The organism is Caballeronia sp. LZ032, from assembly GCF_031451315.1.
Taxonomy (GTDB): domain Bacteria; phylum Pseudomonadota; class Gammaproteobacteria; order Burkholderiales; family Burkholderiaceae; genus Caballeronia.
Window position 1 is genome coordinate 810,790 of the sequence record NZ_JARUXP010000002.1, and the last position, 25,785, is coordinate 836,574.

20 protein-coding genes are annotated in these 25,785 nt (G+C 59.1%); 8 read left to right on the forward strand and 12 right to left on the reverse strand.

Going from position 1 to position 25,785, the window contains the following annotated elements; translation table 11 throughout:
* Positions 1 to 703: 703 nt before the first annotated feature.
* The 6 genes from QCE69_RS19235 to imuA form a co-directional block, all read right to left on the reverse strand.
* The gene (locus QCE69_RS19235; RefSeq protein WP_309932309.1) at positions 704 to 1,990 is read right to left on the reverse strand and encodes a HipA domain-containing protein; all 1,287 of its coding nucleotides are present in this window, start codon (positions 1,988 to 1,990) and stop codon (positions 704 to 706) included.
* A gap of 3 nt (positions 1,991 to 1,993) precedes the next feature.
* Positions 1,994 to 2,299: a helix-turn-helix domain-containing protein gene (locus QCE69_RS19240; RefSeq protein ID WP_309932311.1), complete on the reverse strand. Its 306-nt coding sequence runs from the start codon at positions 2,297 to 2,299 to the stop codon at positions 1,994 to 1,996.
* Between the two features lie 262 nt (positions 2,300 to 2,561).
* Positions 2,562 to 4,502, reverse strand: a complete 1,941-nt coding sequence (locus QCE69_RS19245) for an AAA family ATPase (RefSeq protein WP_309932313.1) — start codon at positions 4,500 to 4,502, stop codon at positions 2,562 to 2,564.
* Positions 4,503 to 4,695: 193 nt separating this feature from the next.
* Positions 4,696 to 7,839, reverse strand: coding sequence for an error-prone DNA polymerase (locus QCE69_RS19250; protein ID WP_309932315.1), 3,144 nt, complete (start codon positions 7,837 to 7,839; stop codon positions 4,696 to 4,698).
* A gap of 4 nt (positions 7,840 to 7,843) precedes the next feature.
* Positions 7,844 to 9,316, reverse strand: coding sequence for a DNA polymerase Y family protein (locus tag QCE69_RS19255; protein WP_309932318.1), 1,473 nt, complete (start codon positions 9,314 to 9,316; stop codon positions 7,844 to 7,846).
* Positions 9,240 to 9,947, reverse strand: coding sequence for a translesion DNA synthesis-associated protein ImuA (gene imuA / locus QCE69_RS19260; protein ID WP_309932320.1), 708 nt, complete (start codon positions 9,945 to 9,947; stop codon positions 9,240 to 9,242). The genes QCE69_RS19255 and imuA overlap by 77 nt, the downstream gene beginning before the upstream one ends.
* A gap of 421 nt (positions 9,948 to 10,368) precedes the next feature.
* Between imuA and QCE69_RS19265 the strand changes: the two genes are divergently transcribed.
* Together QCE69_RS19265 and flhC are read left to right on the forward strand one after the other, a co-directional pair.
* A complete protein-coding gene (locus QCE69_RS19265; protein ID WP_309932323.1) occupies positions 10,369 to 10,665 on the forward strand; it encodes a flagellar transcriptional regulator FlhD in 297 nt (98 codons plus the stop codon).
* A gap of 2 nt (positions 10,666 to 10,667) precedes the next feature.
* Positions 10,668 to 11,252 (forward strand): flagellar transcriptional regulator FlhC, encoded by a 585-nt coding sequence (gene flhC / locus QCE69_RS19270; protein WP_309932325.1) that lies wholly within the window; start codon positions 10,668 to 10,670, stop codon positions 11,250 to 11,252.
* Between the two features lie 4 nt (positions 11,253 to 11,256).
* Here flhC and QCE69_RS19275 read toward each other — a convergent pair whose 3' ends face one another.
* The 4 genes from QCE69_RS19275 to QCE69_RS19290 form a co-directional block, all read right to left on the reverse strand.
* On the reverse strand, positions 11,257 to 12,735 hold the full coding sequence (locus QCE69_RS19275) for a 3'-5' exonuclease (RefSeq protein WP_309932821.1): 1,479 nt from the start codon (positions 12,733 to 12,735) through the stop codon (positions 11,257 to 11,259).
* Positions 12,736 to 12,807: 72 nt separating this feature from the next.
* Positions 12,808 to 13,146, reverse strand: a complete 339-nt coding sequence (locus QCE69_RS19280; RefSeq protein ID WP_309932327.1) for a hypothetical protein — start codon at positions 13,144 to 13,146, stop codon at positions 12,808 to 12,810.
* A 53-nt stretch (positions 13,147 to 13,199) separates the two neighbouring features.
* Positions 13,200 to 13,604 (reverse strand): hypothetical protein, encoded by a 405-nt coding sequence (locus tag QCE69_RS19285; protein ID WP_309932329.1) that lies wholly within the window; start codon positions 13,602 to 13,604, stop codon positions 13,200 to 13,202.
* A gap of 86 nt (positions 13,605 to 13,690) precedes the next feature.
* On the reverse strand, positions 13,691 to 14,137 hold the full coding sequence (locus QCE69_RS19290; protein WP_309932331.1) for a hypothetical protein: 447 nt from the start codon (positions 14,135 to 14,137) through the stop codon (positions 13,691 to 13,693).
* A gap of 164 nt (positions 14,138 to 14,301) precedes the next feature.
* Between QCE69_RS19290 and QCE69_RS19295 the strand changes: the two genes are divergently transcribed.
* Entirely contained in the window at positions 14,302 to 14,955 is a 654-nt protein-coding gene (locus QCE69_RS19295; RefSeq protein ID WP_309932332.1) for a TetR/AcrR family transcriptional regulator, read from the forward strand.
* Between the two features lie 169 nt (positions 14,956 to 15,124).
* Positions 15,125 to 16,147, forward strand: coding sequence for an IS110 family transposase (locus QCE69_RS19300; RefSeq protein ID WP_309932335.1), 1,023 nt, complete (start codon positions 15,125 to 15,127; stop codon positions 16,145 to 16,147).
* A 431-nt stretch (positions 16,148 to 16,578) separates the two neighbouring features.
* On the opposite strand, the gene QCE69_RS19305 is transcribed toward QCE69_RS19300, so the two are convergent.
* Positions 16,579 to 18,024 (reverse strand): IS1182 family transposase, encoded by a 1,446-nt coding sequence (locus QCE69_RS19305; RefSeq protein WP_309932337.1) that lies wholly within the window; start codon positions 18,022 to 18,024, stop codon positions 16,579 to 16,581.
* 722 nt (positions 18,025 to 18,746) lie between these two features.
* On the opposite strand from QCE69_RS19305, the gene QCE69_RS19310 reads away from it, so the two are divergent.
* Complete coding sequence (locus tag QCE69_RS19310; protein WP_409021211.1) at positions 18,747 to 18,986, forward strand: TSUP family transporter; 240 nt, start codon at positions 18,747 to 18,749, stop codon at positions 18,984 to 18,986.
* Positions 18,987 to 19,311: 325 nt separating this feature from the next.
* Here QCE69_RS19310 and QCE69_RS19315 read toward each other — a convergent pair whose 3' ends face one another.
* Complete coding sequence (locus QCE69_RS19315; protein ID WP_309932338.1) at positions 19,312 to 20,025, reverse strand: DUF4396 domain-containing protein; 714 nt, start codon at positions 20,023 to 20,025, stop codon at positions 19,312 to 19,314.
* A gap of 680 nt (positions 20,026 to 20,705) precedes the next feature.
* On the opposite strand from QCE69_RS19315, the gene QCE69_RS19320 reads away from it, so the two are divergent.
* The 3 genes from QCE69_RS19320 (at position 20,706) to cydB (ending at position 25,728) form a co-directional block, all read left to right on the forward strand.
* Positions 20,706 to 22,982, forward strand: a complete 2,277-nt coding sequence (locus QCE69_RS19320) for an FdhF/YdeP family oxidoreductase (RefSeq protein ID WP_309932340.1) — start codon at positions 20,706 to 20,708, stop codon at positions 22,980 to 22,982.
* 317 nt (positions 22,983 to 23,299) lie between these two features.
* A complete protein-coding gene (locus tag QCE69_RS19325) occupies positions 23,300 to 24,703 on the forward strand; it encodes a cytochrome ubiquinol oxidase subunit I (RefSeq protein WP_309932342.1) in 1,404 nt (467 codons plus the stop codon).
* A complete protein-coding gene (cydB, locus tag QCE69_RS19330) occupies positions 24,700 to 25,728 on the forward strand; it encodes a cytochrome d ubiquinol oxidase subunit II (protein ID WP_309932343.1) in 1,029 nt (342 codons plus the stop codon). Before QCE69_RS19325 ends, cydB begins: the two co-directional genes overlap by 4 nt.
* Positions 25,729 to 25,785 lie beyond the last annotated feature (57 nt).

The window sequence follows — 25,785 nt, forward strand, 5'->3', positions numbered from 1 at the left end:
CATTGGGTTGATCCCTTCTGCCTGCGGCAGGCTTAGCCTGCCGCATTCTCCGACGCTTGTCCAAAGAATTCTCAACGGCCCTGGCGCGACGCATACGACATCGCTTAGAACGACGTATCTTCTCGCTTGCTGCGCTTCGTCGGGTCTTGCTGCGTTGCGGCGGCGGCGGTGGCGGCAGCAGCGCAAATAGCGGCACGAGCTCGGGGCAGCGCCACAAGCACGGGCACGGGTTCAACCGGCACAGGCTCGACTGGTACAGGCCGGACTGGCACGGGCAGCACGACGGCTCAGAACGCCACGGACCCGTACACGCAGCAGCCTGCTACGGGAACGCCTAATCAACAGGTCAGGGGATCGGTTACGAGCGACTTGACTGCCGGTGCCACAGTCACGGCGTGTGCACTCAACGCGGACGGCTCGAATGGCAATGCGATCGGTTCGGCAGTACCCGAATGAATGAGCGCCGCGTCATGGGCCGGGGAAATATCCGCCGCTGTGGCTAATCCAATGGCTGTTCCAGCCGGGAAACTGCCGTAGCGTCCACATTGGATCGAAAGACGGCTATGGGTCGGTCGATAGCGGTCCACGATCGTCCGTCCATGCGCCATTCCTTTCAGGGGAAACTTCTGCTCGACGTGGCCAAGTTGCCCAAGAGTGCCGTCATGTCGACGACTCGATTCGCGAGGAGGTGCCTCGGCTCGGGTCAACTAAGGGCTTGGGCCATCTCGCTCAGCGGGATGTATTCGATGCAATGCAGCAGCCTAATTTCGCCAGCATTCGGTTCAGCAATCGCGCTCACCTCTTTGCGCGTCCGCTCAATAGCGCCCGGGAGTTCGGTCAGCGTTTTTTCGAGGTCTTTCTCTGCGCCCGACGCACGGATTCCGAGCTCTTCAGCGAACGCCAGCAGATTCGGGCGCGACATTTCATCAAACCGCCTCGCGTCGCCAATGGGCATCGAGAGCTCCACGTGAGGCCAACGCTCGCCATGTTCATTGTATGTGGGGGTGTTGTATACGACCGTGCTCACAAGGTCATAGAAAGGCGCAAGAGCGTAGCCCGTTGACCGGGAGAAGAAAGAAACGTTCTTTAAATGCGCATCAGCATTGCCGATGAGAATGTTGAACACTGTCCACCGGAAAAGGGTGAGCCGGGCTAGCGCCTTTGTATTGAGGAGAGCCACGCAATCGGCAAGCGCTTTGGCGTTGGCGTTGTTGTACTTGAACGCCTTGTCTTTGTTGAGCAACTGTGTCGCATCTAGCGTATGAATTCGCGACGCTGGCGTACTCGTTGAGTCACGGTCAAATCGCTCAATGATGTAACAGGCCGAAGGCACGCGCAAAAAGTGCGTGTTGGGGACGTTTAAGCCCAACTGACGCGCCAGCCGCGCGCAAAAGAACTCGTTGATAGCCGAATGTGGATAACCGGTGGTACGCATGTCGGGCTTGAGCAGATGCATAGACGGTTCCGCGCCTACGGGCTCAAATAACTCGTGTTCGGGGTGCTCCCCCGTCAGGACAACGAGGAGCTTTTGTTGACCCCCCGCAGCTGACATGCGCTTCGGCGAAGTAGCAGTCAGCGCATGCGTCGGCATTGCTTGGATACGTTTTTCGAGTTCGTTCAGCGGTAGCCGGACCCGGTCGCCCTTGGGCTCCGTTTCGCCCTCAGCCATCAGGGAAAGCGCGCCCGCGGTTTCACGGCCGTAATAGGCGAGCAACCCCCATGCGTCGCTGGCGTCGATCGACGCTTCTTTCGCGAGCGCCTCGCGCATGGCTTCTTCGGGAAGCAGGTTATCAAAGAACCACTGTACGGGGCGCTCTGACGAGCCATCGGTGACGCGGACACTGCTTAGCGGGAACGCCGGAGACAGAGGAAAGGCATCTTTTGCCGTAATCCAATCAGAGTCGTAACGGAAGCTCCAAATGCCGTTTTCGTCGTTCAGTGCACCGATACGCTGGCCGTTGGCATATGCAATCAGAGTGCGAGATGCCACGATTTACGCTGCCTCGGGAGAAGGTTTTCGCCGTGAGCGGCGCCGTTTCAACGCCGCTTTGAGACTTTCCTGTGTAAAGGTCGTGCCCGGCGCCTCCACGTAGAGATACATTCCCAGTTCAGTAAGCAGTTGAAGCACTTTCCCGATCTGCGCCGTAGGTTTTCCTAACTCTACCTGAGTGATGAATTTTGGTGACAAGCCAGTCGCTGTGGCCAGTTCGTCTCGCCGGAACCCTTGCGCGATCCGTACCGCGCGCACCAGCGCGCCTAGCGCAACAACGTCAGTGATTTGATCTTGATGCTCAGGCATGTGCCCTCCCGTTCCCGATCGGGAACATTATACTAAACTATCCTATGCACGACGGTCCTCGTATCCGTGCGGGAACGGACGCGCCAATGCGGGCCGTAAATGCGCACTTCGTACCCGAACGGGAACGACGTCAACGACCGGGCCGCATTGTGAGCTCGTCTGGGACTCGTTTGACGACTAACGTGTCTAAGACTTCAGAGCGCCCGGCGTCAAACGCATTTCCACTCAGGCCGGGAGCGGCGCGCGGCTACGAGCAGTGCGCTTATCGCTTTTTCTTCTTGATGGGAGGCAGGAAATGATCTCGTAGCTCCCTCACCCACTCAGGGGGCGACGAAGAACCCTCTCCGGTTCTGACGTAAGCCTGTGCGAATTTCACTTTGTTGTCCGCTACGTCAAAATATTCTGCCATCATCCTTTTATTCGCGGACGGAGCTAGGTCTAAGTACGCGTAGGCGCAGCTTGCAGCAGCAACGATTGTCGTGGCGGACACAATTTCCTTCAACGAAGCGCCACCGGAACCAGCGCCGATTTCGTCAACCGTCTTTACAAAGCGATCGCCCTCGAGAGCGTGCTCAATTTCGGTAGACGGAGAAACTAATTGGTCATCGATCTTAACTAGCTTTACGTCGCATCTTTCCGTGTCGTAAATCAAGCGTAAGAAATCGATTGACTTGCTTTCCGGTTTAGATGGGACGTGCTCGAGTTGAGCATCAGTGTCGACCAAACAAAGTACTCGGCCTTTAACTTTGTATTCTGGGTCGTCGAGAGGAGTCTTCAGGTAAGTGAAAGCTCTCCGCACCTCCTTGAATCCGCCAAGGGGAATTATTCGAAGATTGTGGCTTTCCACAAGATCTTTTAGGTAAAAGTCGAGGTAGATCTTGTCAGACAATCCTTCGCACAGAATCCAGTTGTAGGGTTGCGGCCGAACAGTCGAAGATACGATCGCCTGGAGCATGTCGTTGTAGCTTTTCAGTTCTATATCTCTTGGTAGTTCTCCGTTGGAACTTTTAACGGCCTGCTTTATTTGTTCGCGAAAATTATACAAATCAAAGGTGAAAAACTCATTCTTCTCGGTCCCCTCAGTGATAGAGTGGGCTACGCCTTTTTGCACGACCGGGAGGAAACCGTACCAGTGCGTTGTCAGCAACACCTGCGAAGCCGGACTTGTAAGATCGGGGATCTCGGAAAGCTTTGAAAACAATTCATGACACGCCGAATTGTGTAGCGACGCATCGGGCTCGTCTATTGCCAGAACGATATTGTGTTTCCTATCGGCGTTTCTCCGCAGAAGCGAATAAGACAGGTCGATTAGCGCCCGCCTTTTTTCGCCAGCGCTCATCTCTCGGATGGGAATTGAAGATGAGCTCGATACCTTATGGAGCACCTTAATTGAAAAATATGCCTCGAATACTTTTTCTACCAGGTCGTTCATGGTGAGTTTGTCCTTGAACGTTCCTTTGTATCGGTACTCGCTGAGACTGTCGCTAATCTGATTTACGAAGTTTTGAAGGCTTGAATTGATCGTGTTGATGGTTTTATGGCCAATTGCCTCTCGGATAGTGCCCTGTATGTCCTCGTCGAGAAGCTTTTGAACGTGCGTCGACTCAAGTTTAGAGAATACGGTTGGGTCGGCTTCTACAGGAATGTAGAAATACGCGTATCGTTCGCTAATTTTATCCAGCAGGGTGTTCAGCTCAAGTTGCGATTTTTCAGCGGCCTTCATCGCTTTACTCAGCTCACTGTCGGTGTGGAATGATCCCAGATATGCCGTCCACCGATTGTGTTGCCGCCCAATGGCGACAAGCAGGTGCGTTTCTCGACTATAACCCTTCTCTGCAAGCGCCCCGCGCAAGGCATAGAAAGAAGTTAAAGCGTCAGTGGTTTTGAGGGCGGTACTCCAGAGGTGATCGCTTATGATTGTCGCGGTGGCTTCTTCCGAGCCACTGAGCAGCCCCTTCTCGATCAAGAAGACCGGAACGATGTACGGTAACTTGTCCTCAGTGGATATTCCGCCTTCGCTTTTGGCTTGCGCATTGATGCTCCAATCGCCGCCGTTGAAGAACTTGTCCAGCGCATCAAGGATTGAACTCTTTCCTACTCCGTTTTGCCCTAGGAAGGCAGCGAGGCCGGCACCCGTCGTTATTGGAATGAAGTTGATGTTCTTGTAAACTTTGTAGTGACGCAAAAACAGACCAACGAGCATCGTTTTGTTCCCCGTAGATGTTCAGGTTATAGGGTGGTCGACCGCATCACCAAACCACTCTGCCGCCTCTTAAGAGCCGCGCATTTTGGCGCGCGCTGCATTCTCTCACGCCGGTTTAATGCCATGCTGGGCTTACTACCAGTTAAGCAAACCGCATAACGGCGTTGTCGGCACGTGGGCGGCCGCTACTGTTTCAGTGGAAGTTGCGGCTCGCCGTGGCCAGGTTTCCAAGTAGCGGCGTCATGTCAACCAATCGATTCGCGACAAGGTGCTTTACCTCGCGTTCCTTTTGCCAGACGCCATAGACCCCGAGCAGCGATGCTCCCAGCGCTTCCTTTCTGAACTTTTCGACCAACGACGGCCAGACGATTACGTTAATCTGGCCCGTCTCATCTTCCAAGGTAATAAAGAGGACGCCTTTCGCTGTGCCGGGCCGCTGGCGCACGGTGACGATCCCGCATGCTTTGGCAAGCCGCCCGTTGGGATAGGTCGCGAGCTTCGACGCCGCAAAGATCTTCTTCTCGTTGAGCCTTTCACGCAGCAACGCAAGCGGGTGGCGATTCAGTGTCAGGCCCGTCGAGCGATAGTCGCTGACGATCTCCTGCGCCTCGTTCGGCGCAGCGAGCACCGGCAGTTCTTCCTCGCGCGTCGTAGCGCGCAACAAGTCCTTGTCGGGCACGGCTGCCACCGCCTGCCAGAGGGCTTCGCGCCGATTGCCAGAAAGTGCCGATAGGGCGTTCGCGTCCGCAAGCAATTGCAGGTCGCGGCGATCAAGCCGCGCACGGTTAGCAAGGTCGTTGACCGACTCAAAGGGGCGCACAGCACGCGCGGCCTCGATGCGGGCTGCTGACTCGTCTCGCATCCCGCGAATCACCGACATACCAAGCCGCACCGGCGCCATTGAGCCGTCGCCTGCGAGGAACGAATCCCAGTTGCTGATCGTGACGTCGATCGGCAGCACGCGGACCTTATGGCGCTGCGCGTCTTGTACGAGCTGCGAAGGCGAGTAGAAGCCCATCGGCTGGCTGTTAAGCATCGCGCAGAGGAATGCAGCCGGTTCATGGCACTTGAGCCAGCAGCTCGCATAGACGAGCAGGGCGAAGCTCGCCGCGTGGCTCTCCGGAAAGCCATACTCGCCGAAGCCCTGAATCTGCGCGAAGATCGATTCAGCAAACTCACGGTCGTAGCCGCGCTCAAGCATGCCGTTCACGATGCGATCGTAGTAGTGCTGCAGGCCGCCTTTGCGCTTCCATGCGGCCATTGCGCGGCGAAGCTGGTCGGCCTCGCCGGCGCTGAAACCCGCTGCGAGCATGGCGACCTGCATCACCTGCTCTTGAAAGATCGGGACGCCGAGCGTGCGAGCGAGCGCCGTTTCCATCTCAGGTGAGGGGAAGGACACCGGTTCCAGTCCTTGCCGCCGGCGCAGATACGGATGGACCATGCCGCCTTGCACGGGACCCGGTCGCACGATCGCCACCTCAATCACGAGGTCGTAGAACTGCCGGGGCTGCAGGCGCGGCAACATGCTCATCTGTGCACGCGACTCGATCTGGAACACGCCGACGGTATCGGCGCGGCAGATCATCTCGTACGTCTTTGCGTCTTCTGCCGGAATGTCCTGCAATTCAAACGGCTCGCCGCGCTGCTTAGCGATCAGGTCCAGCGTGCGTCGGATCGCGGACAGCATGCCGAGCGCAAGCACATCGATTTTCAGAAGACCGAGCGCTTCAAGGTCGTCCTTATCCCACTGGATCACGCTGCGATCGACCATGGCGGCGTTTTCAATGGGCACGAGCCGTGAGAGCTTGCCGCGCGCAATCACGAAACCGCCAGTGTGCTGCGACAGATGGCGAGGGAAGTTCAGCAATTGCGACGCGAGGCTCGCCCACTGCTGGATGATCGGCGTCGATGTGTCGAGGCCCGATTCAACGAAACGATTGAGCAGGTCAGCGCTGGAATCAAACCAGTGGTGCGACTTGGCTACCTTGTCGACGATGATCGGATCGACGCCCAGTGTTTTTCCCGAATCCCGCAATGCAGACTTCGGACGGTAGGTCGTGACGGCGGCCGCCAGCGCCGCGCGGGTGCGCGTGTACTTGCGATAGATGTACTGGATGACCTCTTCGCGCCGCTGGTGCTCGAAATCCACGTCGATGTCGGGCGGCTCGCCGCGCTCCTTCGAGATAAAGCGTTCGAACAGCATGGAGCTGCGCGCGGGATCAACCTCAGTTACGCCCAGGCAGTAGCAGACCGCGGAGTTCGCCGCCGAGCCGCGCCCCTGACACAGAATTCCTTCGTTGCGCGCGAAGCGCACAAGGTCGTACACCGTCAGAAAGTACGGCTCGTAGCGAAGCTCGGCGATCAGCGCGAGTTCGTGCTCGATCTGCGTCTGCACTTTGTGCGGGATGCCTTGGGGAAAGCGGCGATGCGCGCCGATGTAGGTTTCCTGTCGTAGGTAGGCGGTCGGGGTTGTGCCTTCTGGGATCAGTTCATCGGGATACTCGTACCGCAGTTCATCCAACGAAAACGTGCAGCGACTGGCGATCGTCAGAGTTTCGGCGAGCGCCCGCTCCGGATAGAGATTCGCGAGCCGTAGGCGGGCGCGCAAGTGCTGCTCTGCGTTCTGAGCGAGTTCGAACCCGCACTCGGCAATCGACCGGTTCAGACGCACAGCCGTGAGCGTGTCTTGCAGCGGCTTGCGCGAGCGGACGTGCATGGTGACGCCGCCGGTGGCGACTACCGGGACGCCGTGCTGGTCGGCGACGTATTCGACGATGCCGCGGTGAATGTCGTCCATCGCGCGGGCGTGGAGTGTCAACGCCGCCCAGCAGCGGCCCTCGAACGTGCGCGCGAGCCATTCCATCTGCGCATCTAGTCGCTCCTCTTTCGCCGGATATTCCGGCGACAGGACGACGAGGCAGTCCGGCAGTCCCTTCAGGTGTTCATACGGCGCTTCAGGCTGCGCGAGATCGTTCGGCGTCAGCAGGTATGTGCCCTTCGACGTGCGCGTGCGTGCAAGCGTGATCAGTTCCGACAGGTTTCCATAGCCGTTGCGGTTCATGGCCAGCGCCGTGAAGGCGAGGGCGGGCATCCCGTCCGGGTTGGTCAACTGGAAATGCGCGCCGACGATGAGCCGGATATTCGCTTCCTTCGCGGCGACATGGGCGCGGACGATACCGGCCAGCGAGCACTCGTCGGTGATGGCGATCGCGAGATAGCCGAGCTGCTCGGCGCGCAGAATCAGTTCTTCCGAATGCGAGGCCCCACGCAGGAACGTGAAGTTGGAGAAGCACTGCAACTCGGCATAGCCGGGCAGCATGGAGGCGTAGACGTCCATCGCCTCACCCGAACAGACCGTGCAGGAACCACCGAGGATCTTCTTCGGCGCGACTGCCGACGCGTTCGCGGTAGATCCAGTAGCAGGTGTGGTCGTCGGCTTCCGCGACAAAGTAGTCGCGCGTGACGAGCTCGCCGCCCCACCATCCCGCTTCGACGCGCTCGCCCGGCGATACGGTGCGCAACGGGCTGCCGTAGAACGGACGGTGCTGGCGCGTCATCAATTGGACGGGCGTCTCGAGCAGCCACGAGGGGCGCGGCTGATCGCCGGGCAGGGCACAGCCTTTGACGTCGCTTGTGACCGGGACCCAGTTCGATACGATCTCGGGGCGATGATCGGCTACGGGCGCGGCGCGCAGCACGTTCTCATGACCAAGGCGGGCGACCAGCAACTCCATCAGCCGGTTATGGTCAGCAGCGCTGCCGCCCGGCTCGGGGAATAGCGAATCGGATGGCGGCTCGGCCGCTTCAACGTCGTTCACTTCGAGGCGTACGGCGATCACTGCGGCCGCCAGTTCGACGCGCCCAAGCCGTTCCTTCAGCAAGCGCGTGAGGTGTTCCTCGTGCCATGTCGGTTCCGCGAGCGCGACCTCAATCGTCGTTGGCGGCAACGCCGCACGCCCGCGTTCATGTTCGAGTTCGATCGAGAAGCGGGTGAGCGCGAGTTGCTTGCTCGCGAGCCAACCGGTCAACTGGACGATGAGACGGCGCGCCACGAAGAGCACGGCTTCCGCATGCTCAACGCGGTCGGGCAGTTCGATCCGTGCATTGAACGTCGGCGGCGTATGAACCCATTCGTAGAGTTCCGGCGCTTCGCCGACTGCGCGATCAAGCGAGTCCAGCAGTGCGGTACCGCAGCGCTTCTTGAGTCCGGCGCGCGGCAGGCGCCGCAAGTCGGCGACACTCGTGCATCCAAGGCCGTCGAACCAGTCAGCGTAGCGCCGGGCTTCCAGCACCAGCAGCGCAGGCAATCGCGGCAACTGCCGCATCAGGGAGCAAATCGAAAGACGGTGACCGCCTCGATAGCGCGCAAGCAGCCACGCGCTTTGGCCGGTGGGCGCGACACTCATCCGGACTGTGAAGCCGAAGGCGGCGAGCGAGGCGCGAACTGCACGTCGCAGCGCACGCACGCCATGGAATAGCCGGAGGCTCGCGGATACATCGACCAGCACCGTCTGCTCTTCGGCGATCGCGACCTGCGGGCTGAACTGCATGAGGGCCGTGGCCACATCCGCGACAGCCTGCTGCTCTTTGAGTTCGTCCTTGTCGTGAATGCGCGCGTCGGGCGCGAGCGTGAGTACGCCGCCTTTGCGCATGCCCATGCGAACCCCCGCCTCATGCGCCGCCTGATCCAGTGCAGTGACACGTTCGTGGTCGAGCACGACCAACCCGGAGCCGGTCTCACTCGTGGACGACCAGTTCGGCTGGAAGACTTCTCGGCTGAGGTGCGGCAGATACACGCCGATCCACACTTGCATGGCGATTCAATAGGATGGGCGAATGGGACAGTTCAACGACAAGCGGCTCATCGCGCGCGGGACCGCGCCGCTTCACGAACTGCAATGAGACGCTGTCGCGCGCCGGACGCACGGCGATCCGAAGCGGGGCGGGCGAGGTATCGCTTGCGGCAGCGAGCGGCCGGATCATGAAAAACAGCGACTCGCTCGTTTGTGCGGCGAGGTGCAAGCGCCGGAGCGCCTCCGGTCGCACATGCGTTTGCCAGAAGAGCAGAGCGCCAAACGTCCCGGCGCGAAGGATTTGCTCACCGGCCCACAGCGCATCGGCCGTCTTCGTGGCTCGCACGACGTTGACAGACGTTTCGGGCAGACCCCAGTACGCCGCCGCTTCAGGCTGGAACCGGTGAGGCGGTTGCAGCAGAGCAATGCGCCGCTGGGCGACTGTTTTCAACGCGGGCAGCAGCAATCGCATCTCGCCGACGCCGGGTTGCTGCACCAGCAGGTCGGTCAGGGCACCCTTGGGCCAACCGCCGCCTGGCAGTTCGGCTGCGAGGTTCTCGGAACCACATGGCACGACGTTCAGGCGAGCGGATGAGAGCTGCGCGCCGCGCCAGAGTGATGGATGAATGTCTTCGAGGGCTAACGCTCCCATGTCGAACCCAGTACTGTATGTTTGTACAGTAGTCTACACGATCGCTGGATGATAGTTGCGCGTTAGCGCGGGGACGAGCGGGAAGTCGTGCGGGTAAGTTTGTCGTAAATAAACGTCGGTAAAATCGAAAGAAAGGAAAAGATTACCGAATCGGCAAGCGGCCGAACGCGGATGTAGCCAGCGGCGGCCGCAATTAATTACTCGCCGCGACGCAATTTGCGGAACAATATTCGAAACACGCGCCACTCGGCGGGGAGGAATATTTCACCGGTAAGGCTTACAGCGAGCTATTTACTCCATAGCAAACGTTAACCCGAGGTAACAAATTGTTGCAAAGGTCGCTTGTAGATCAGACAATTCTTTTGCGCCTACGGACGGACGGCGCGATAAGCGAGTCAACAATACTTACCGGTCTGCTGCTATGAACGCCACCTCCGATCTCAGTGCCATTCGCGAATTGAACCTGTCGTACCTGATGCTCGCGCGACGCGTTCTGGCATCGGACCGGGAAGCGGCACAGTCGCATCTGGGTCTCACGGTGGAAATGGCAGACCTGCTTCTCAAGCTTTCGCCGGAGCAAGCGCAGAAGCTCGCATCATCGTCGCAAGTGCTGTGCTTCTTCCGCATGAGCACGGATGCGATGCTCGCCGGCCTCGCTGGCCGCAGCAGCGAAGCACCGGTCTCGGCAGTAACCGACGACGCTCTGCTGGCAGCCTGACCATGACCGCGACGCCCGCCTCGAAAAGCCTCGCTGACGAAGCTGCTCAAGTCATGCGCGCGATCACGCTGATCAAGCTTGGCGCACGCATGCAGGTCCTGGAGTCTGAAATCCCGACGCTCTCGCGCGAGCGACTGATCCGTCTATACCGCGAAGTGAAGGGCGTCTCGCCGCCCAAGGGCATGCTGCCTTTTTCCGAGGACTGGTACCTGACGTGGGCACCGAACATCCATACCTCGATGTTTGCTAACGTCTACGCGTTCTTGGAAGCGAACAGCGAAGGGCTGGACCGCGTCGACCTGCTGACGCGCGCCTATTCGCTGTATGCGGAGCACTTCGAGATGAACGGCGAGGCGTTGCAGATGGACCTGACGCGCGCCTGGACCTTTATCCGTTTCAAGGACGCAGGGATCCTTCGTCTGGTGGGCTGCACGCGTTGCCGCGGCAAGTTTGTCGCGCACGCTCATGAGCCGTCGCACTCGATGGTCTGCGGTATTTGTCAGCCGCCGTCGCGAGCCGGCAAGACGAAGGCGGCCGCGAAAGCAGCGCTCGAGCGCGACGCCGCGTTGCAAGCACAGGCGGCCTGATCGCTTATCCGCGTGCCGCCTTGGGCACGTTAAAGAGCCGCAGCAACTCATCGCGCACATCTGAGATGTCGATCACGTGCTGAGCACGCGTGAGCGCCACATACAGCAGCCGCATCTCGTCCTCATCCAGCGTCAGCCGACCGTCGACCATCTTGAAGCGGAAGTCATTGACGATCCGCACGCGCTTCCATTCAAGCCCCTTCGCGCGATGAATGGTCGAGATGACATAGTCGGCTTGCCCCTCGGGCGTCTGACGCTGAGCGAGCGCGCGCAAGTAGTCGGTGCCCCGATCGTCGACGATCTCGACAACCGGCAGCAAGTCGCGCCCGACCGCACTGCGCGCGAAGGCCTGCGCTTCTCTCCAGTTCTCGAAGAGCGACAGGGCGGTCGGCCGGAAAGCACGCCTTCCGTTGAGCAACTGATCGGCACCGTCGGCGAACGCGATGATCTCGCTCGGGTTCATGCGAAGCGCCGGTCGATGGCCCATTTCGATGCCCGCGGCGAACTGCCAGATTGCGGTCGCGTTCTTGCGGCAAAGCACCGCGTCCACCGGCGGTTGCACTGAGGGGTCTTCGACCATGATCGACCCGATGCCGGCCTGGCCTCGGATCGGCGCGGCCTCGCCGAGAAGCGCAAGCACACAGCTCGCAAGTCCAGCGAAGGTGGGCCCAAAGCGAAACGACTCTGTCAGCGGCCGCTCGGGCGCATCGATCTGCGCCATCGCGTTGACGGCACCGCGCCACTCGTAGATCTGCTGATAGGGATCGCCAACGTAGATCGTCTGCGCGTGCCGCTGCCGTGCAAGGACAGACAGCATGATGCCGTCGCTATCCTGCGCCTCGTCGAACAGGATGAAGTCTGCGTTGATACGCGGATTCGATTGCGCCCATACCTTGAGATATACGTCCGGCTGGATCGCCTTGAGCCCGCGCGGATTGACGCTTTCGGCCCAGAGCCGCGCGATGCTCGGCGCGAGCTGCTCGCGCAGCCAGTCGGCGGCGTCATCGCGGATCTTTTCGTCGACCGGGACGTGAAAAGGCTGGGGCGTGTCGTCGGCGGACCGGCAGAAGCGGCCGAGACCGTCCGCGATCATGCGGCCGATCTCGAACGGCGCGACTTCCGCGTTCTTTCCGGTGATGGTCGGCACTTCGATCGGACCGAAACCGTATCGAGCAGCGAGTTCGTGCGGTGGCTCGGACGGCAGATTGATACGCGCGGTCAGCCACGCGGGGGCGCCAGCGTAGGCCAGTGAATGGACGGTGCGTGCCGAGACGTGAGCCGGAAAGCCGCGGCGTGCCGAGTCCGCGATTTCCTTGTTGAACGCAAGGTAGCTACCGCGCTGGCCAGTGAGCTGCTGAGCGACAAGCCGAAGCGTCGAAGTCTTCCCCGCGCCGGCGTACGCTTTGACCTTCAGGTCGCCGCCGCCTTTCGCGGCTTCGACAACGGCTTCCTGTTCTGCCGTCGGTTTATATGCCTTGGCCACCGATCGCCCTTCCAACGAAAAGAAGGAGTGTGCCCCAAGTCGGACTGACGGGCAGCGCCGTGGTCGCGGCGGCTACTTCCGTCCGTCCGCTACGAAGCGTGGTGGAAAGACAAGACGGCCCAAGTCATCGCGCTCGAGCGGACCGTCAGGATCGTCCAACGTCTTTTCGACCTCTTCGACCTCGGGCAACGGTGGCCACGGCCAAGCTTTGGTCGCCCATGATGGAATTTCGGCATGACGGACAAAGCCAAACTCCTCTGGCTCGACCCATATCGAATCGAATGTCTCGTTGAGGACTTGCTGCATATAGGCGACGTCCTCAAGACGCATCGACCACCAGCGACGGCGAATGCGGTCTTCGCCGGCGATCACGGTACGCGACTCCAGATCGAGCACGAACCGGTGCATCATGTATGGGTCGCTGCTCCACAGGGAGTCCCATTCGCCGACCGCATATCGTTGCATCATTCTTCCCAGAGCTGTCCCCATTGGTGTCGTTCAGGCGCTTCAACGGCTAGCGCCATGATCTCACCTAGACCGAACACTGGGTTCTTTCGCTTCACTGCGACGAACTGGTCGACCAGTGACGGTGTCGCTCTCAGCAGGCACATCGCCTTGAGCTCGTGATAGTCAAACAGCCTACTCATCATCGGGCGATTCGCGACCAACCCACTGATCTCGTGGCTCAAAACGGCTTCGCGAACGCCCGGCAAATGGTACTTCGTCACTGCGTCGGCCAGCACCGCTCGACGCGCAGTTTTGCGGTCGCCGTCGGTCGCAAATTCCTTGGAATCGATCTCCAGCAGCGCGAGGTTGATTTCGTCACCGGCGGCGATAAATTCCGACAGCACAGGTGGTTCGTACGACATGGCGGTTGAGCGTATTGGAATGAATCTAGTTAGCGGATGGAACCGGCCATTCTTAAGAGGTCTGCTCAACAGTCTTGCGCCTCTAATTAGTCTCGCAGGACGTCCATAAGCCACGCTTCGGCGGGGCGACCGCCATCGACGTCTACAAAAAGCGCGACGCCGCCAGCCACGATATCGCGCGACCGCAAGTCAGCGGCGTCCACCCACGGTTGGCTAAGTGATCGCGGAGCTGGAAGGTCGGCCGCATTGAAGTCGAGCGGGTAATCGATGGACGAATGGTCGGACTCGACTACCAGACGCAACGAATCCACACGTATGCCACGAAGCTCCGTGTTCACGATCCTATTAATGACGACGTCGAACTCCCGCTCACTGCCAAGCTGATAGCGGCAAGGAGGCGCCTCAAGGCGAAGATGGATCACTACGGTAATGCGCCCGCGTGACTCGCTCAGCACCAGTCGATATCGGGCAACGCGCGCATCGCGGTCGAGGCCAGGAAAGACGGCATCTTTGAATACGCCCTTGTATGTCATGCGAACTCCGGTCAGGGCCGCGACAGGTGGTCACGGCACCTCATTGAGGCTAAATACCGGCGGGCAAAGTCAAGGCGCCATTGCGGCGGGAAAAAAGGCGCGGATCGACCATAATGGATGTACCTACATAGTCGAACGCGCCGGGCTGATTGAGGGGGAGCGACATGTCACAGATCTCGGAGACAGGCACGAAAACGGTCAAAAGAGACCCCGAGGGTACGCGGCGGCGGATTCTTGAAGCGGCGACCGAGCAGTTCGGGACGCTAGGACTCGCTGGCGCACGGATAGACGCAATTGCGAAGGCGGCGGAAACCAACGAGCGCATGCTCTACTACTACTTCGGTAGCAAGGAGCTGCTTTATGTCGCCGTGCTGGAATCGATGTATGCGGACTTCGCCGAGAAGGAAAGCGGCCTTGATCTTTCGGGACTGGAGCCGCCCGACGCAATAGCGACACTCGCAAAATCGATATGGACGCACCTTTGGAATAGCCCTGAGTGGCTCAGCCTGATCAACTGCGAGAACCTGCATAAAGGTCGGTACCTGCAGGCTTCAGACAAGCTGCGCGCGACTATCTCGCCCGTGATTGATGTCATCGACAAGGTGCTCAAGCGCGGGGCGACCGCCGGTCAATTTCGTGCCAACGTTGATGCACTCGACTTCTACGTGACGCTGGTCGGAATGGGCTACTACACTGCCTCCAACCGCTTCACCATCAGCGCGTTCACTGGACGCGACTACTCGCAACATCCGCAACGGGAACAAATCTTTGAGATGCATCAAGGCATGTTGGACGCATACTTGCGTCCGAACGTATAGGCAACGGTTCGGCCAACGATCGCATTCGCAACGGCGCTGATCGACCGAGATGGAATGGACACCGCCCTCCCTCCGGGGAAGTGGCCACGATTGAGGGCCCCCAGGACCGAACGGCATCAATGTGCCAAAGTGGAGTTGCGACACACCACTTGAGGAACGGAGGCCCCAGATGAATGCTACGACATATGGACTCGACATTGCAAAACGGGTGTTCCAGATGTACTGGGTCGACGCCCAAACTGGCGAGATCGCGAACCGGAAGTTCGGACGTGACGATTTGATTGCATTTCTGGCGCAGCGTCCCGCGGGTCGCGTCGCCCTCGAGGCATGCGGAAGCGCGCACTGGTGGGCGCGTAAGATCCGCGCGCTCGGACACGAGGTGGTGCTATTACACGCCCAATTCATTCGGCCCTTCGTGCAAACGAACAAGACCGACGCTGCGGACGCCCGGGCAATCTGGACTGCCGTGCAGCAACCCGGCATGCGTACAGTTGCCGCCAAGACAGAGGATCAGCAAGTAATGCTAAGCCTCCATCGTATGCGCTCGCTGCTCGTCAAGTTTCGAACGATGCAGATAAATCAGCTGCGTGGGCTGCTGTATGAGTTCGGCGTTACGTTTCGTGCAGGACGCGTAGCAGGACTCGACGAAATCAGGGAGCGCATGGCAGAACTCGAAGACGCACTGCCACGATCGATTGTTCTTAACCTTCTCGAACAGTTACGTCGCATCAACGTGTTCGAGGAAGACATCAATCAACTCGAGAAGCGGATTGGCGCCTGGCAGAAACACGAAGCGGCATGTCGTGCGATCTCCGAAGTGCCGGGTATCGGCCGCCTGACTGCAACGGCCCTGGTAGCAACAATTGGAGATGCGAAGACATTCAGGTCGGGGCGTGAGTTCGCAGCGTTTCTGGGGCTTGTTCCTCGTCAGCACGGTACCGGAGGAAAGATACGGCTGGGCTCGATCTCAAGACGTGGCGACCCCTACCTGCGTACGTTGCTGATACATGGGGCACGCTCCGTTCTCTGTCACACCAAGGTACCAACCGCGTGGCAAAAGGCAATACAGGAGCGACGTCCAGCAAATGTGGCAACGGTGGCCCTGGCAAACAAAATGGCGAGAATCGCCTGGGCGATCCTCGCTCACGGGACTTCGTACGAAGCACGTCATATCAGCAACAGATCTGCATAGCGGGACGATTACTTTGAGGCAGTGAAGAACTGGTAGGTTGCTTGGGTTGATTTCAATGTGATGGCGAAACAGGTCGGACCGCAGGAACGCAAACCTGAACACAGCCTTGTGTTTCAAGCACGTGGCCGAGATGAGGACGTTCCTGGCGAATTCCATCAGGGCCCGCAGCTTCGGCTTGCAAAAGGCCGCATATAAGACCGCAGCCGATACCTCGTTTACGTATCACACAAGATCAACTTGGCAAACCGGGCGGTGTCCATATAAGGCTGTGTGGAAACCCGGAACGCAGATTTGACGTGCAAAAAATCTGATTCGACGACTATATAGCGGCGTTGCGCTCTCGGAATCAATCGATCAACTGAGAGTTGTTGGGTGGCTGCGCTACCTCAACGCAAGCCGTTTCACGGCATATGTTGGAAGGCCTAGGTGCCTCACGCACCCACCAGCCGCATGGCCCTCATGGTTCGCGAGAATCCCAATATCGCCATCACGCGCTTGAGGTTATACGCCAGCACGTGCAGGCTCATCTCAGTACTGACATTGGATAACCTGCGCGTCAGGAAGTGCGTATAGCCCATCCAGTGCTTGAACGTTCCGAAGACATGTTCAACGGTTCGCCTGCGCACCATCATCGCATCCGGCATCCTGTCCAGTCTCTTCTGCGCAGCTTCCAGTACAGACTCATGTTCCCATCGCGTGATTCGTCGATAGTCACTCGGAGTACATTGTGATTTGATTTCACAACGAGGACAGGCACTGCTCCAGTAACGATGCAGTTGCATGCCATGCTCTTCACGGGTGAAGCGGTGTATCGCGCGCTGCCCAGCAGGACAAAGGTATTCGTTATCCCGGGCAATGTAGATGAAGTCCGCTCGGTCGAAGCGACCATGGGCTTTGGCACCTGATGTCAGGTTCTTCGGCAGAATGGCGGCAATGCCTGCATCTGCACAAGCTTTTATCTGTGGGCCGCTGTAGTACCCCCGGTCGGCGATGACCTTCAATCTTCTCTTGCGCATGGAATCACGAGCAGCTTGCGCCATCGGATTGAGCTGCGACCGGTCGTGGCCGGAGTTTGTTACCTCGTGGGCAACGATGAGGTGGTGCCTGGCCTCTACGGCCATCTGCACGTTGTAGCCCACCATGCCCGAGCCCCTGCCGCTCGTCGCCATGGAGCGCGCATCAGGGTCAGTCAGCGAGAGCTGGCCATCCGCTTGCGTCTTGAGTTCTTCTTTAATCTGTTCGAGGCGATGCATCTGATCGCGCAATTGACCGATCTTCTCCTGCAGCCGCGCGGTCTTCGCTTCAAGCTCGGGTGGCTGCGTCCGGTCAGCCGTCTCCAATGCACTCAGGTAGCGCTGGATGCTCTCCTCAATCTGCTGCTGCCGCTTGTCGATCTTGCCCGTTGTGAAGTTACGGTCGCGAGTGTTCGATGCCTTGAACTTGCTTCCATCAATAGCAACCAGTGCCTGCGAGAAGAGCTTCAGATCACGGCAAAGAACGACAAACCGGCGGCAGACGTTGCGGATGCCGGTGCCGTTGTCCCGTCGAAAGTCAGCTATCGTCTTGAAGTCTGGTACCAGTCGGCCTGTGAGCCACATCAGCTCGACATTGCGCTGACATTCACGCTCCAGGCGGCGACTCGATTGAATCCGGTTGAGATAGCCGTAGATGTATATCTTCAGCAGCACTGCCGGATGGTAGGAGGGGCGACCTGTAGTCGACGGTGTGACACCTTCGAAACCCATCGATTCCAGTTCCAGCTCTTCGACGAAGGCCTCGATGATCCTCACCGGGTTATCCTCGGCAACGAAATCATCCAGACATTCTGGCAACAACGTTACCTGCTTGCGGTCTTCGCCTTCAACGAATCGCTTCATGAATCCCCCGACCCGAACGCGTTGATTCAGTTTAGGCGATCAATGCGTTTTCACACAGCCTCGACCCAAAGCGGCCCTTCAATGCCCAAGAGCTCCAGCGTCGCTTCTCGGCTTAGCAGCTGTCATTGAGGGCTCCTGATAACAGAGGCGCATTCTCCCACTGCCGGAGTATCCATCAGACTAGTTGACTTAGGTCACTTCGGTCACCGTTCCTCGGAATAGCGCCTCCCGCTCCGCGCACTCGCCTGCCGGTTAGGCGCTCGAACGAGGTCGCGCTCGATGGGCGCTTGCGCGATTGACCAACGTCTATGTGAAGGTCGCCAGCCTCGGCCTGTGCATCAACGACTTCTACTTCGTGAGGCGTGAGTGTCTGCCGTCAGCGATCGAATTGGCCGACGCATGGAAGCCTTGGATGCATACCTGCAGGCGTCGGCCCGAATCGCTGCAGGTTTGGATGCAATTGTCCGGTCTATGAAGGCACCCCCGCAACGACTGGGTGATAAACGGCGCATGCCGGCAAGGCTCACGAAGGTCGTAGCGATTCGACGCAACTATGTCAGCTGAATAGCGGCAGGCCGTTTCGTCAGGACGGCCGCCCGCACGCGCGCACTTGCCTTAGCGGGCATCGGCGCGGGCTTCGTGTGTGGCCTGCTCGGGGTGGGCGGAGGCTTTGTCATCGTCCCTGCGCTGAGGGGAGCACCAACGCGCCGGTGCCTGCAATCATGGCAACATCGCTCGCGGTCATCGCGCTTGTGTCCGCGTACGGGGTCATCGCAACCGCGATTTCAAGGCACATTAACTGGCCAGTGGCACTGCCTTTCGCAGCAGGCGCGCTGAGCGGCATGCTGGCTGGACGGTTCGTAGCCAGCCGGTTGAGCGCTAACAGGCTGCAACAGGGCTTCGCGTTCGTCACTGGTCTCATTGCCGTCGGCATGGTCCTCAAGGTAGCCGTCTCGGCTTGAGTTCCCGGATAAGAAGCTCACCATACTTCCGGGCTTCTTCGCGTCACTCGAATACTCGAGTATGCTTGGCGCTGGTACATGCGCTCCATGCGCACGCGTTCTATTCCGAAAGGTATGCCGTTGTGCAATGGTCGTAAGCTGCAGCGCACGCTTCGCACGCCTCTATGCAAGACTCATTTTTCGGTTGTGCCACTCGACCCTCCGGGGCTCAGAGTGGGGATTGCGGCTCCCAGACTGTCGTTTTTCCTCACGCCGCACAGCGCATATTCGCTAACGTGACCATGTCCGAAAAGAACGACAGTTCGTCGGACCGTCGGATCGACGACTACATCTTTTCCTTCACGCCTGCACGGATGAGCCACCAATTGACGGGGTAGCTGGTCATGAATCCCCCGAGCATGGCAAGCTGCATAGCAAACCAGAATTCAGGGCTAGCGACGTTCGCAATTCCGCCATACACTGGCTTGAACCACAAAAACTGGATGATGGCCATCAGTCCGTACATGCCAATCTGCCAAGCCGTAATAGAAGCTATGTCAGCCTTTGCAGCGGCGAACATCCCTGCACCTACGGACAGATCACGCATTGGCTTGATTGTGAAGTACTGAAACACTATCCCGATCAAAAATGCGACGATGAAATCCGGGATCCACACCGCGAACGTTTTTTCGCTGAATAACGTATGCCACCCGAACCATGTAGCTAAAGCGGGATAGGCAAAAGCCGACCATTCAACAATTATGTCCCCGAGCGTGCAGCCGGCACCGCAGTGACTCGTTCCTTTCATCACCATCGCTGCAAACGGCTGAGCATCCGACTTCTTTCCCGCGTCCGGTACGTTGCGCCCCCAAGCGTAGTAGGCAGCCAGCCACAGGGCGGTACCGAACAACGCCGTTAGCGGCCAGACGAGGTTCATGATCCACATTTTTTGTGGGTGTCGAATCTCGTCAACAGAGATAACGACGGCGCAGATGGCACCTATGACGATCCATGTTATTGAAAGGGTGTGCAGCCAGTTTGGGAAGTTGCCGTAGGTCATCGCTTTTCAAGTTGAACGGCGTCGGTGTGAAATCCGCGCAAGCCTCGTGCCGCTCCGGCGGCTGATGCTAAGCTGCTCAGAGCAGCCAGCTGAGTCCCGCCAGAGTCGTGCCGTGCCTCTTGCGACATTGCGTCCTTCCACGCATCGCAGCGCAAGGACTTACCGTTTATGACGAGCGTGCCAGCCAACAACAGGCAGTAGAGCATCCCCTGCGGATCTCAATGGCTCGAGCCGAGCCGCTCGACCATGACAAGGCGGCCGTGCGCGACTGCGAGGGCCAAACAGGCAGCGACGGCGAGAAATGACACAGAGGGTCCGACGGCCGCGCCCGGCGATTGTGATAATCATCCGTGGGCGTAGCAGTATTGTATTTAGGCACGCCGAGACTACTGCCGAGAACAACGAGTCTCGTGGCTGCGTTCAGCATGGGTACGCATAAGATCGAAGTTACAAGGGACAACCCCGGGTTGCCTTGACACGTTGTCCGTCCAAGCGAACCGCGGCGAGAGAGCAACCACATCCAAGCATCTGACCGATCAGCGCGAGCAGCCGCTCCGGCGATTGCGGCGGGCTTTCAGCACGCTCATGCCGCTTTGAGAAAGGTGTCGCGGAACGACCGGCCAGGTCGGCGGAATATGCATTGCTGTGTCACGTTGTGACGTATCTGACGAGAAAGAGCCATGTCCAATACGAAAGCCCCTTCATACCCTTTTGCTTCCGGCGGATGGGGATCGCTCAAGGCCGTTGCAACCATCGTGACGCAAGAGAAAGTGCCGCTGAAAGATAGCGCAATCCTTCTCAAGCAGAACAAGCCGGACGGTTTCATGTGCGTCAGTTGTTCGTGGGCGAAACCTGCGGATCCGCATGTCTTCGAGTTCTGCGAGAGTGGAGCGAAAGCGACCGCATGGGATACGACGGCCAAACGAATGACGCCCGCATTCTTCGAGCTTCATACAGTGAAATCGCTTCTGAATTGGCACGACCACGACCTGGAAGAAGCCGGCCGCCTGACTGCGCCAATGCGCTACGACGCCGCAACCGACAAGTACGTCGAGATCAGTTGGGAAGAGGCGTTCTCGGGAATCGCCAGGGAGTTGAACGCGCTAGATCCAGAAAGCGTTGTCTTCTATACGTCAGGGCGAGCTTCGCTAGAGACCGCGTACATGTATCAGCTTTTCGCGCGCATGTATGGCTGTAACAACCTGCCGGATAGCTCCAACATGTGCCACGAGAGCACCAGCGTCGGCTTGAAAGAGGCCATCGGCGTCGGCGTTGGGACGATCACCCTGGAAGATTTCGGCAAAACCGATCTCATGTTCTTTTTCGGGCAGAACGTCGGGCAAAACAGCCCCCGGATGCTCCATCAGTTGCAAGATGCGCGCAAGCGAGGTGTCCCCATCATCACGTTCAATCCGCTGCGTGAGCCCGGACTTGTGTCATTCGCGAATCCCCAATCTCCTGTGGAAATGCTGACCCCGGCTCAAACGCAGATCAGCACTCAATATCATCAATTGAAGGCCGGCGGTGATACGGCGGCAATCGTCGGAATCTGTAAGGCCGTCATTGAAGCCGACGATGGGGCGAAAGCGGAAGGGATGCAACGAGTACTGGACACCGCGTTTATCGAAGAACATACGACCGGCTTCGAGGAGTTCGCCGCGTGTGCGCGCGCCACCGAATGGACCGCGATTGAACGTTACTCTGGGCTGTCGCGCGCGTCACTGCTCGACGCAGCCAACGAGTACATGCGCGCGAACGCTGTCATGGCGCACTATGGCATGGGGCTGACGCAGCATCGGCTTGGGGTACAGAACGTCCGAATGCTCGTCAACCTGCTCTTGCTGCGCGGGAACGTCGGCAAGCCGGGGGCCGGCCCCTCGCCAATTCGCGGTCACTCGAACGTCCAAGGTCAACGCACGGTCGGGATCACCGAAAAGCCCGAGCTCGCGCCGCTCGACCAACTTGCGAAGCAGTTCTCTTTTGAGCCGCCACGCAAGAAGGGGCTGAATACCGTGGAAGCGATGGAAGCCGCTGTAAAGGGCACTGTCAAAGCCGTTTTCAACCTCGGGGGCAATCTCGTGCGCTCCGTTCCCGACCGCATCCAGACGGAGCCCGCATGGGCGCGGCTACGGTTGACCATCAATGTGGCGACGAAGCTCAATCGGAGCCATCTGGTTCATGGAGAAATTTCGTACATTCTTCCGTGCCTGAGTCGGATCGAATACCACCGCACGGCGCTTGGCGATCAAGCGGTCTCTATGGAAGACAGCACGGGTTGCATGCACGGCTCCCGCGGCGTCACCGAACCGGCAAGTGACAAGGCTCGCCCCGAGCAGTACATCGTTGCCCGAATTGCCAAGGCGACTCTCGGTGAGCGCGCGAAGGGCGACTGGGATGCATGGTGCAACGACTATTCGCTCGTTAGGGACGAGATTGCAAAAACGTATCCGGAGACCTTTTGGAACTTCAACGAGCGCATGTGGGAGCCCGGTGGCTTTCATAGACCGCTCCCGGCCTGCCACCGCGAATGGAAAACGAAGTCGGGCAAGGCAGAGTTTCTCACGCCGCAGTCGCTCGGCGAGGATCCGGACATGCCCGAGAAGTTTCCCGACGCGCTGCGATTGATGACGCTGCGTAGTGATAGCCAATTCAACACGACTATCTATAACCTGGAGGATCGCTTTCGAGGAGTCAAAGGCAGTCGGATGGTCGTATTGATGAACAAAGCTGATATCGCCAAGCGGAACCTCCGCGAGGGGCAAAAGATCACGTTGCAGACCATCGCCGATGACGGAATCGATCGTCGTCTCGGGAGCCTCGAGGTCAAGGCGTACGAGATTCCGGAAGGCTGCATCGGGGGCTACTATCCCGAGTGCAACGTGCTCTTGCCACTCTGGCAGTACGCCGAGGATAGCAAAGTGCCAGCGGCTAAGTCGATCCCCGTGCGCGTCGTTTGACAAGCGAACGGCGCTGCTTGCAGCTTGCGCCCGTCCGAACGGATGCAGTGCATCTACACGCGTCGCTAGTAACAAACATCGTCGAGGTCTTCAGACAGAGCGCTAACGAACGGGCTGGATGTACAGGCGACGTTCTCAGAGGTGAGTGGAGAATCGTCGCGATGAAGCAAACGCCGACTGGACACGCGAGCCGTTCTCATATGCCCACCGACCGAGGTCGGCCCGCCCACCGGCTCGGGCTCTGCGATGCGTGAGTCGAGTAGCGCCCCTGGCCGCGTAGTAATAGGAACGTGCTCGGGATAACAAAAGGATGGCTGATGGAAGCAGCAACGGATCTAGCGCGCTCACAGTTCGCATTCACGATCGGGCTTCATATTATCTTGGCCGCGTTCTCAATCGGCCTTGCCAATTACCTGATGGTCGTTGAAGCACTATGGCTCGCGACGGGCCGACAGGTGTACATCGACGTCTACAACTACTGGCTTAAGCCGTTCGCTTTGACGTTTGCCGTCGGCGCGGTATCAGGCATCGTCATGGAGTATCAGTTCGGCACCAACTGGTCTCGTTTCGCCGCGCGCACTGGCTCTGTCATCGGGCCGATGATGATGTACGAAATCGTCGTCTCCTTCTTCCTCGAAAGCGGGTTCGTTGGCGTCATGCTGTTCGGCATGAAGAAAGTCGGCCCGAAACTGCACTTCGCGGCAACAACACTAGTCGCAATCGGCTCAATTCTGAGCGCGTTTTGGATTCTGTCCGCCAACTCGTGGATGCAGACCCCAGCGGGATACACGCTTGCGGCCGATGGCCGCTTCATGCCAGTCGATTGGTGGGCGATCGTCTTCAACCCCTCGTTCCCTTTCCGCCTTATCCATATGACTATCGCCGCGTTCCTTGCTACTGCGTTCTTTGTCGGCGGCGTCGGCGCCTGGCACCTTCTGAAGGATCACCGCAGCCACGGCGCACGCACGATGTTGTCGATGGCGCTGTGGATGGCATTGTTCGCCGGTCCGTTGCAGCTATATGTTGGTGACAAGCACGGCGAGAACACACTGGAGCACCAGCCCCAAAAGCTGGCCGCAATCGAGGGGGACTGGGAAACGCGGCCACCCGGAAGCGGGGAACCATTGAAATTGTTCGCGATCCCCGATATGGAAGCGCGCCGCAACCACTACGAAGTCTCAATACCACGCGTCGCGTCGCTCTACTTACGACATAATTTGACGGGCACCATACGTGGGCTGAAGGACTTTCCGCCGGACGACATTCCCCCGGTACCGATCGTGTTCTTCGCGTTTCGAGTGATGGTCGGCCTCGGGCTGCTGATGATTGGTGCGGGTATCGCGGGGCTCGTGGTCCGCTGGCGCGGGCGGTTAAACAGTGCAAGATGGTTACATCGCGCAATGGTCGCCATGACGCCTACGGGTTTTATCGCCATGCTGGCCGGCTGGACTGTCACGGAAGTCGGCCGGCAGCCTTGGACCGTTTATGGCGTCATGCGTACCGCCCAGAGTTCCTCCCCGCAGATCGAATGGTCAGCCGTCGCCTGGTCTTTCGGGATCACGGCAGTCATCTATTTCGCGATGTTTGCAGCCGGACTTTACTTCCTGGTCCGGCTGCTGCGCAGGCCCCCGCAAGAGGGCGAAAAGGGTCCCAATCCGTCTCTTGCGGACCGTTTCAGGCCGCGGGGAAAGTCGGCCGAGGCCGGTGGAGATAGCCAATGATTGACGCCGTCTTCACGACGAACTGGCTTTCGCTCGCCGCCGCTGCGACGCTCGCCTTCGCCGTTCTGATGTACGTGTTGCTCGACGGTACCGACCTAGGCGTTGGCGTTTTACTGATAGCCGAGCGCGATCCTAAGCGCCGGGAGCTGATGGTGGACACGATCTTGCCCGTGTGGGACGGCAATGAAACTTGGATCGTCCTTGGCGGCGGCGGGCTCATCGCGATGTTCCCGATCGTCTATGGCGCGCTGCTCAGCGCCATGTATCCCGTGATTTTCTGCATGCTGTTTGCGCTTATCTTTCGTGGCGTCGCCATCGAGTTTCGGGGCGAAGCGGGACAAAACGCGAAGACGGGCTGGGAGTGGATCATGCTGGCGGGGTCGTTCGCCGCGGCGTTTTGTCAGGGCGTGCTGGTCGGCTCGCTTGTGCAAGGCATTCGCACGGAAGGCGGCACATACCATGGCGGCATTTGGGACTGGGTTTCGCCATTCACATTGTTTTGTGGCGTTGCGCTGGCGGGCGGCTATGCGTGGCTCGCGACATGCTGGCTCATGTGGCGCACGGAGGGCCGGCTGCAACAACGCGCACGGCGGGCAAGCATTGTCCTTGCAGCCACCACGGCAATGAGCACCGCGTGCGTTTCGATCTGGACGTTGCAGTTGAATGCAATGTATGCGAGCCACTGGGTGAACGACTTTGGTCGGGCGCCGCTGATCACTGCGATTGCTGTCTACGCCTTGCTGGGTGCTTGCTTCTTGCTTGTTGTCATCGCAAAGCGCCCATTCTTGCCGTTGGTTATCGCACTAGGCTGGTTCACGTTCTCGCTGGTATGCGTTTTTTTCACCATTTTTCCACTGGTGCTACCTCCGTCCATCACGATCCAGGCAGGTAGCTCGCCACCGCATACTTTAGCGTTTGTGCTAAGCGGGGCCTCCGTGCTGGTCCCGGCGATCTTGATATACAGCACCTTCGCCTTCTGGGTATTCCGCGGCAAGGTCTCATCGGCCAGCGTAGAGGGTCAGTAACCAAGCGTACATCGCCCAACGATGTAGCTCGGCGGGGCGCCGCATCGCGTGCCCGCC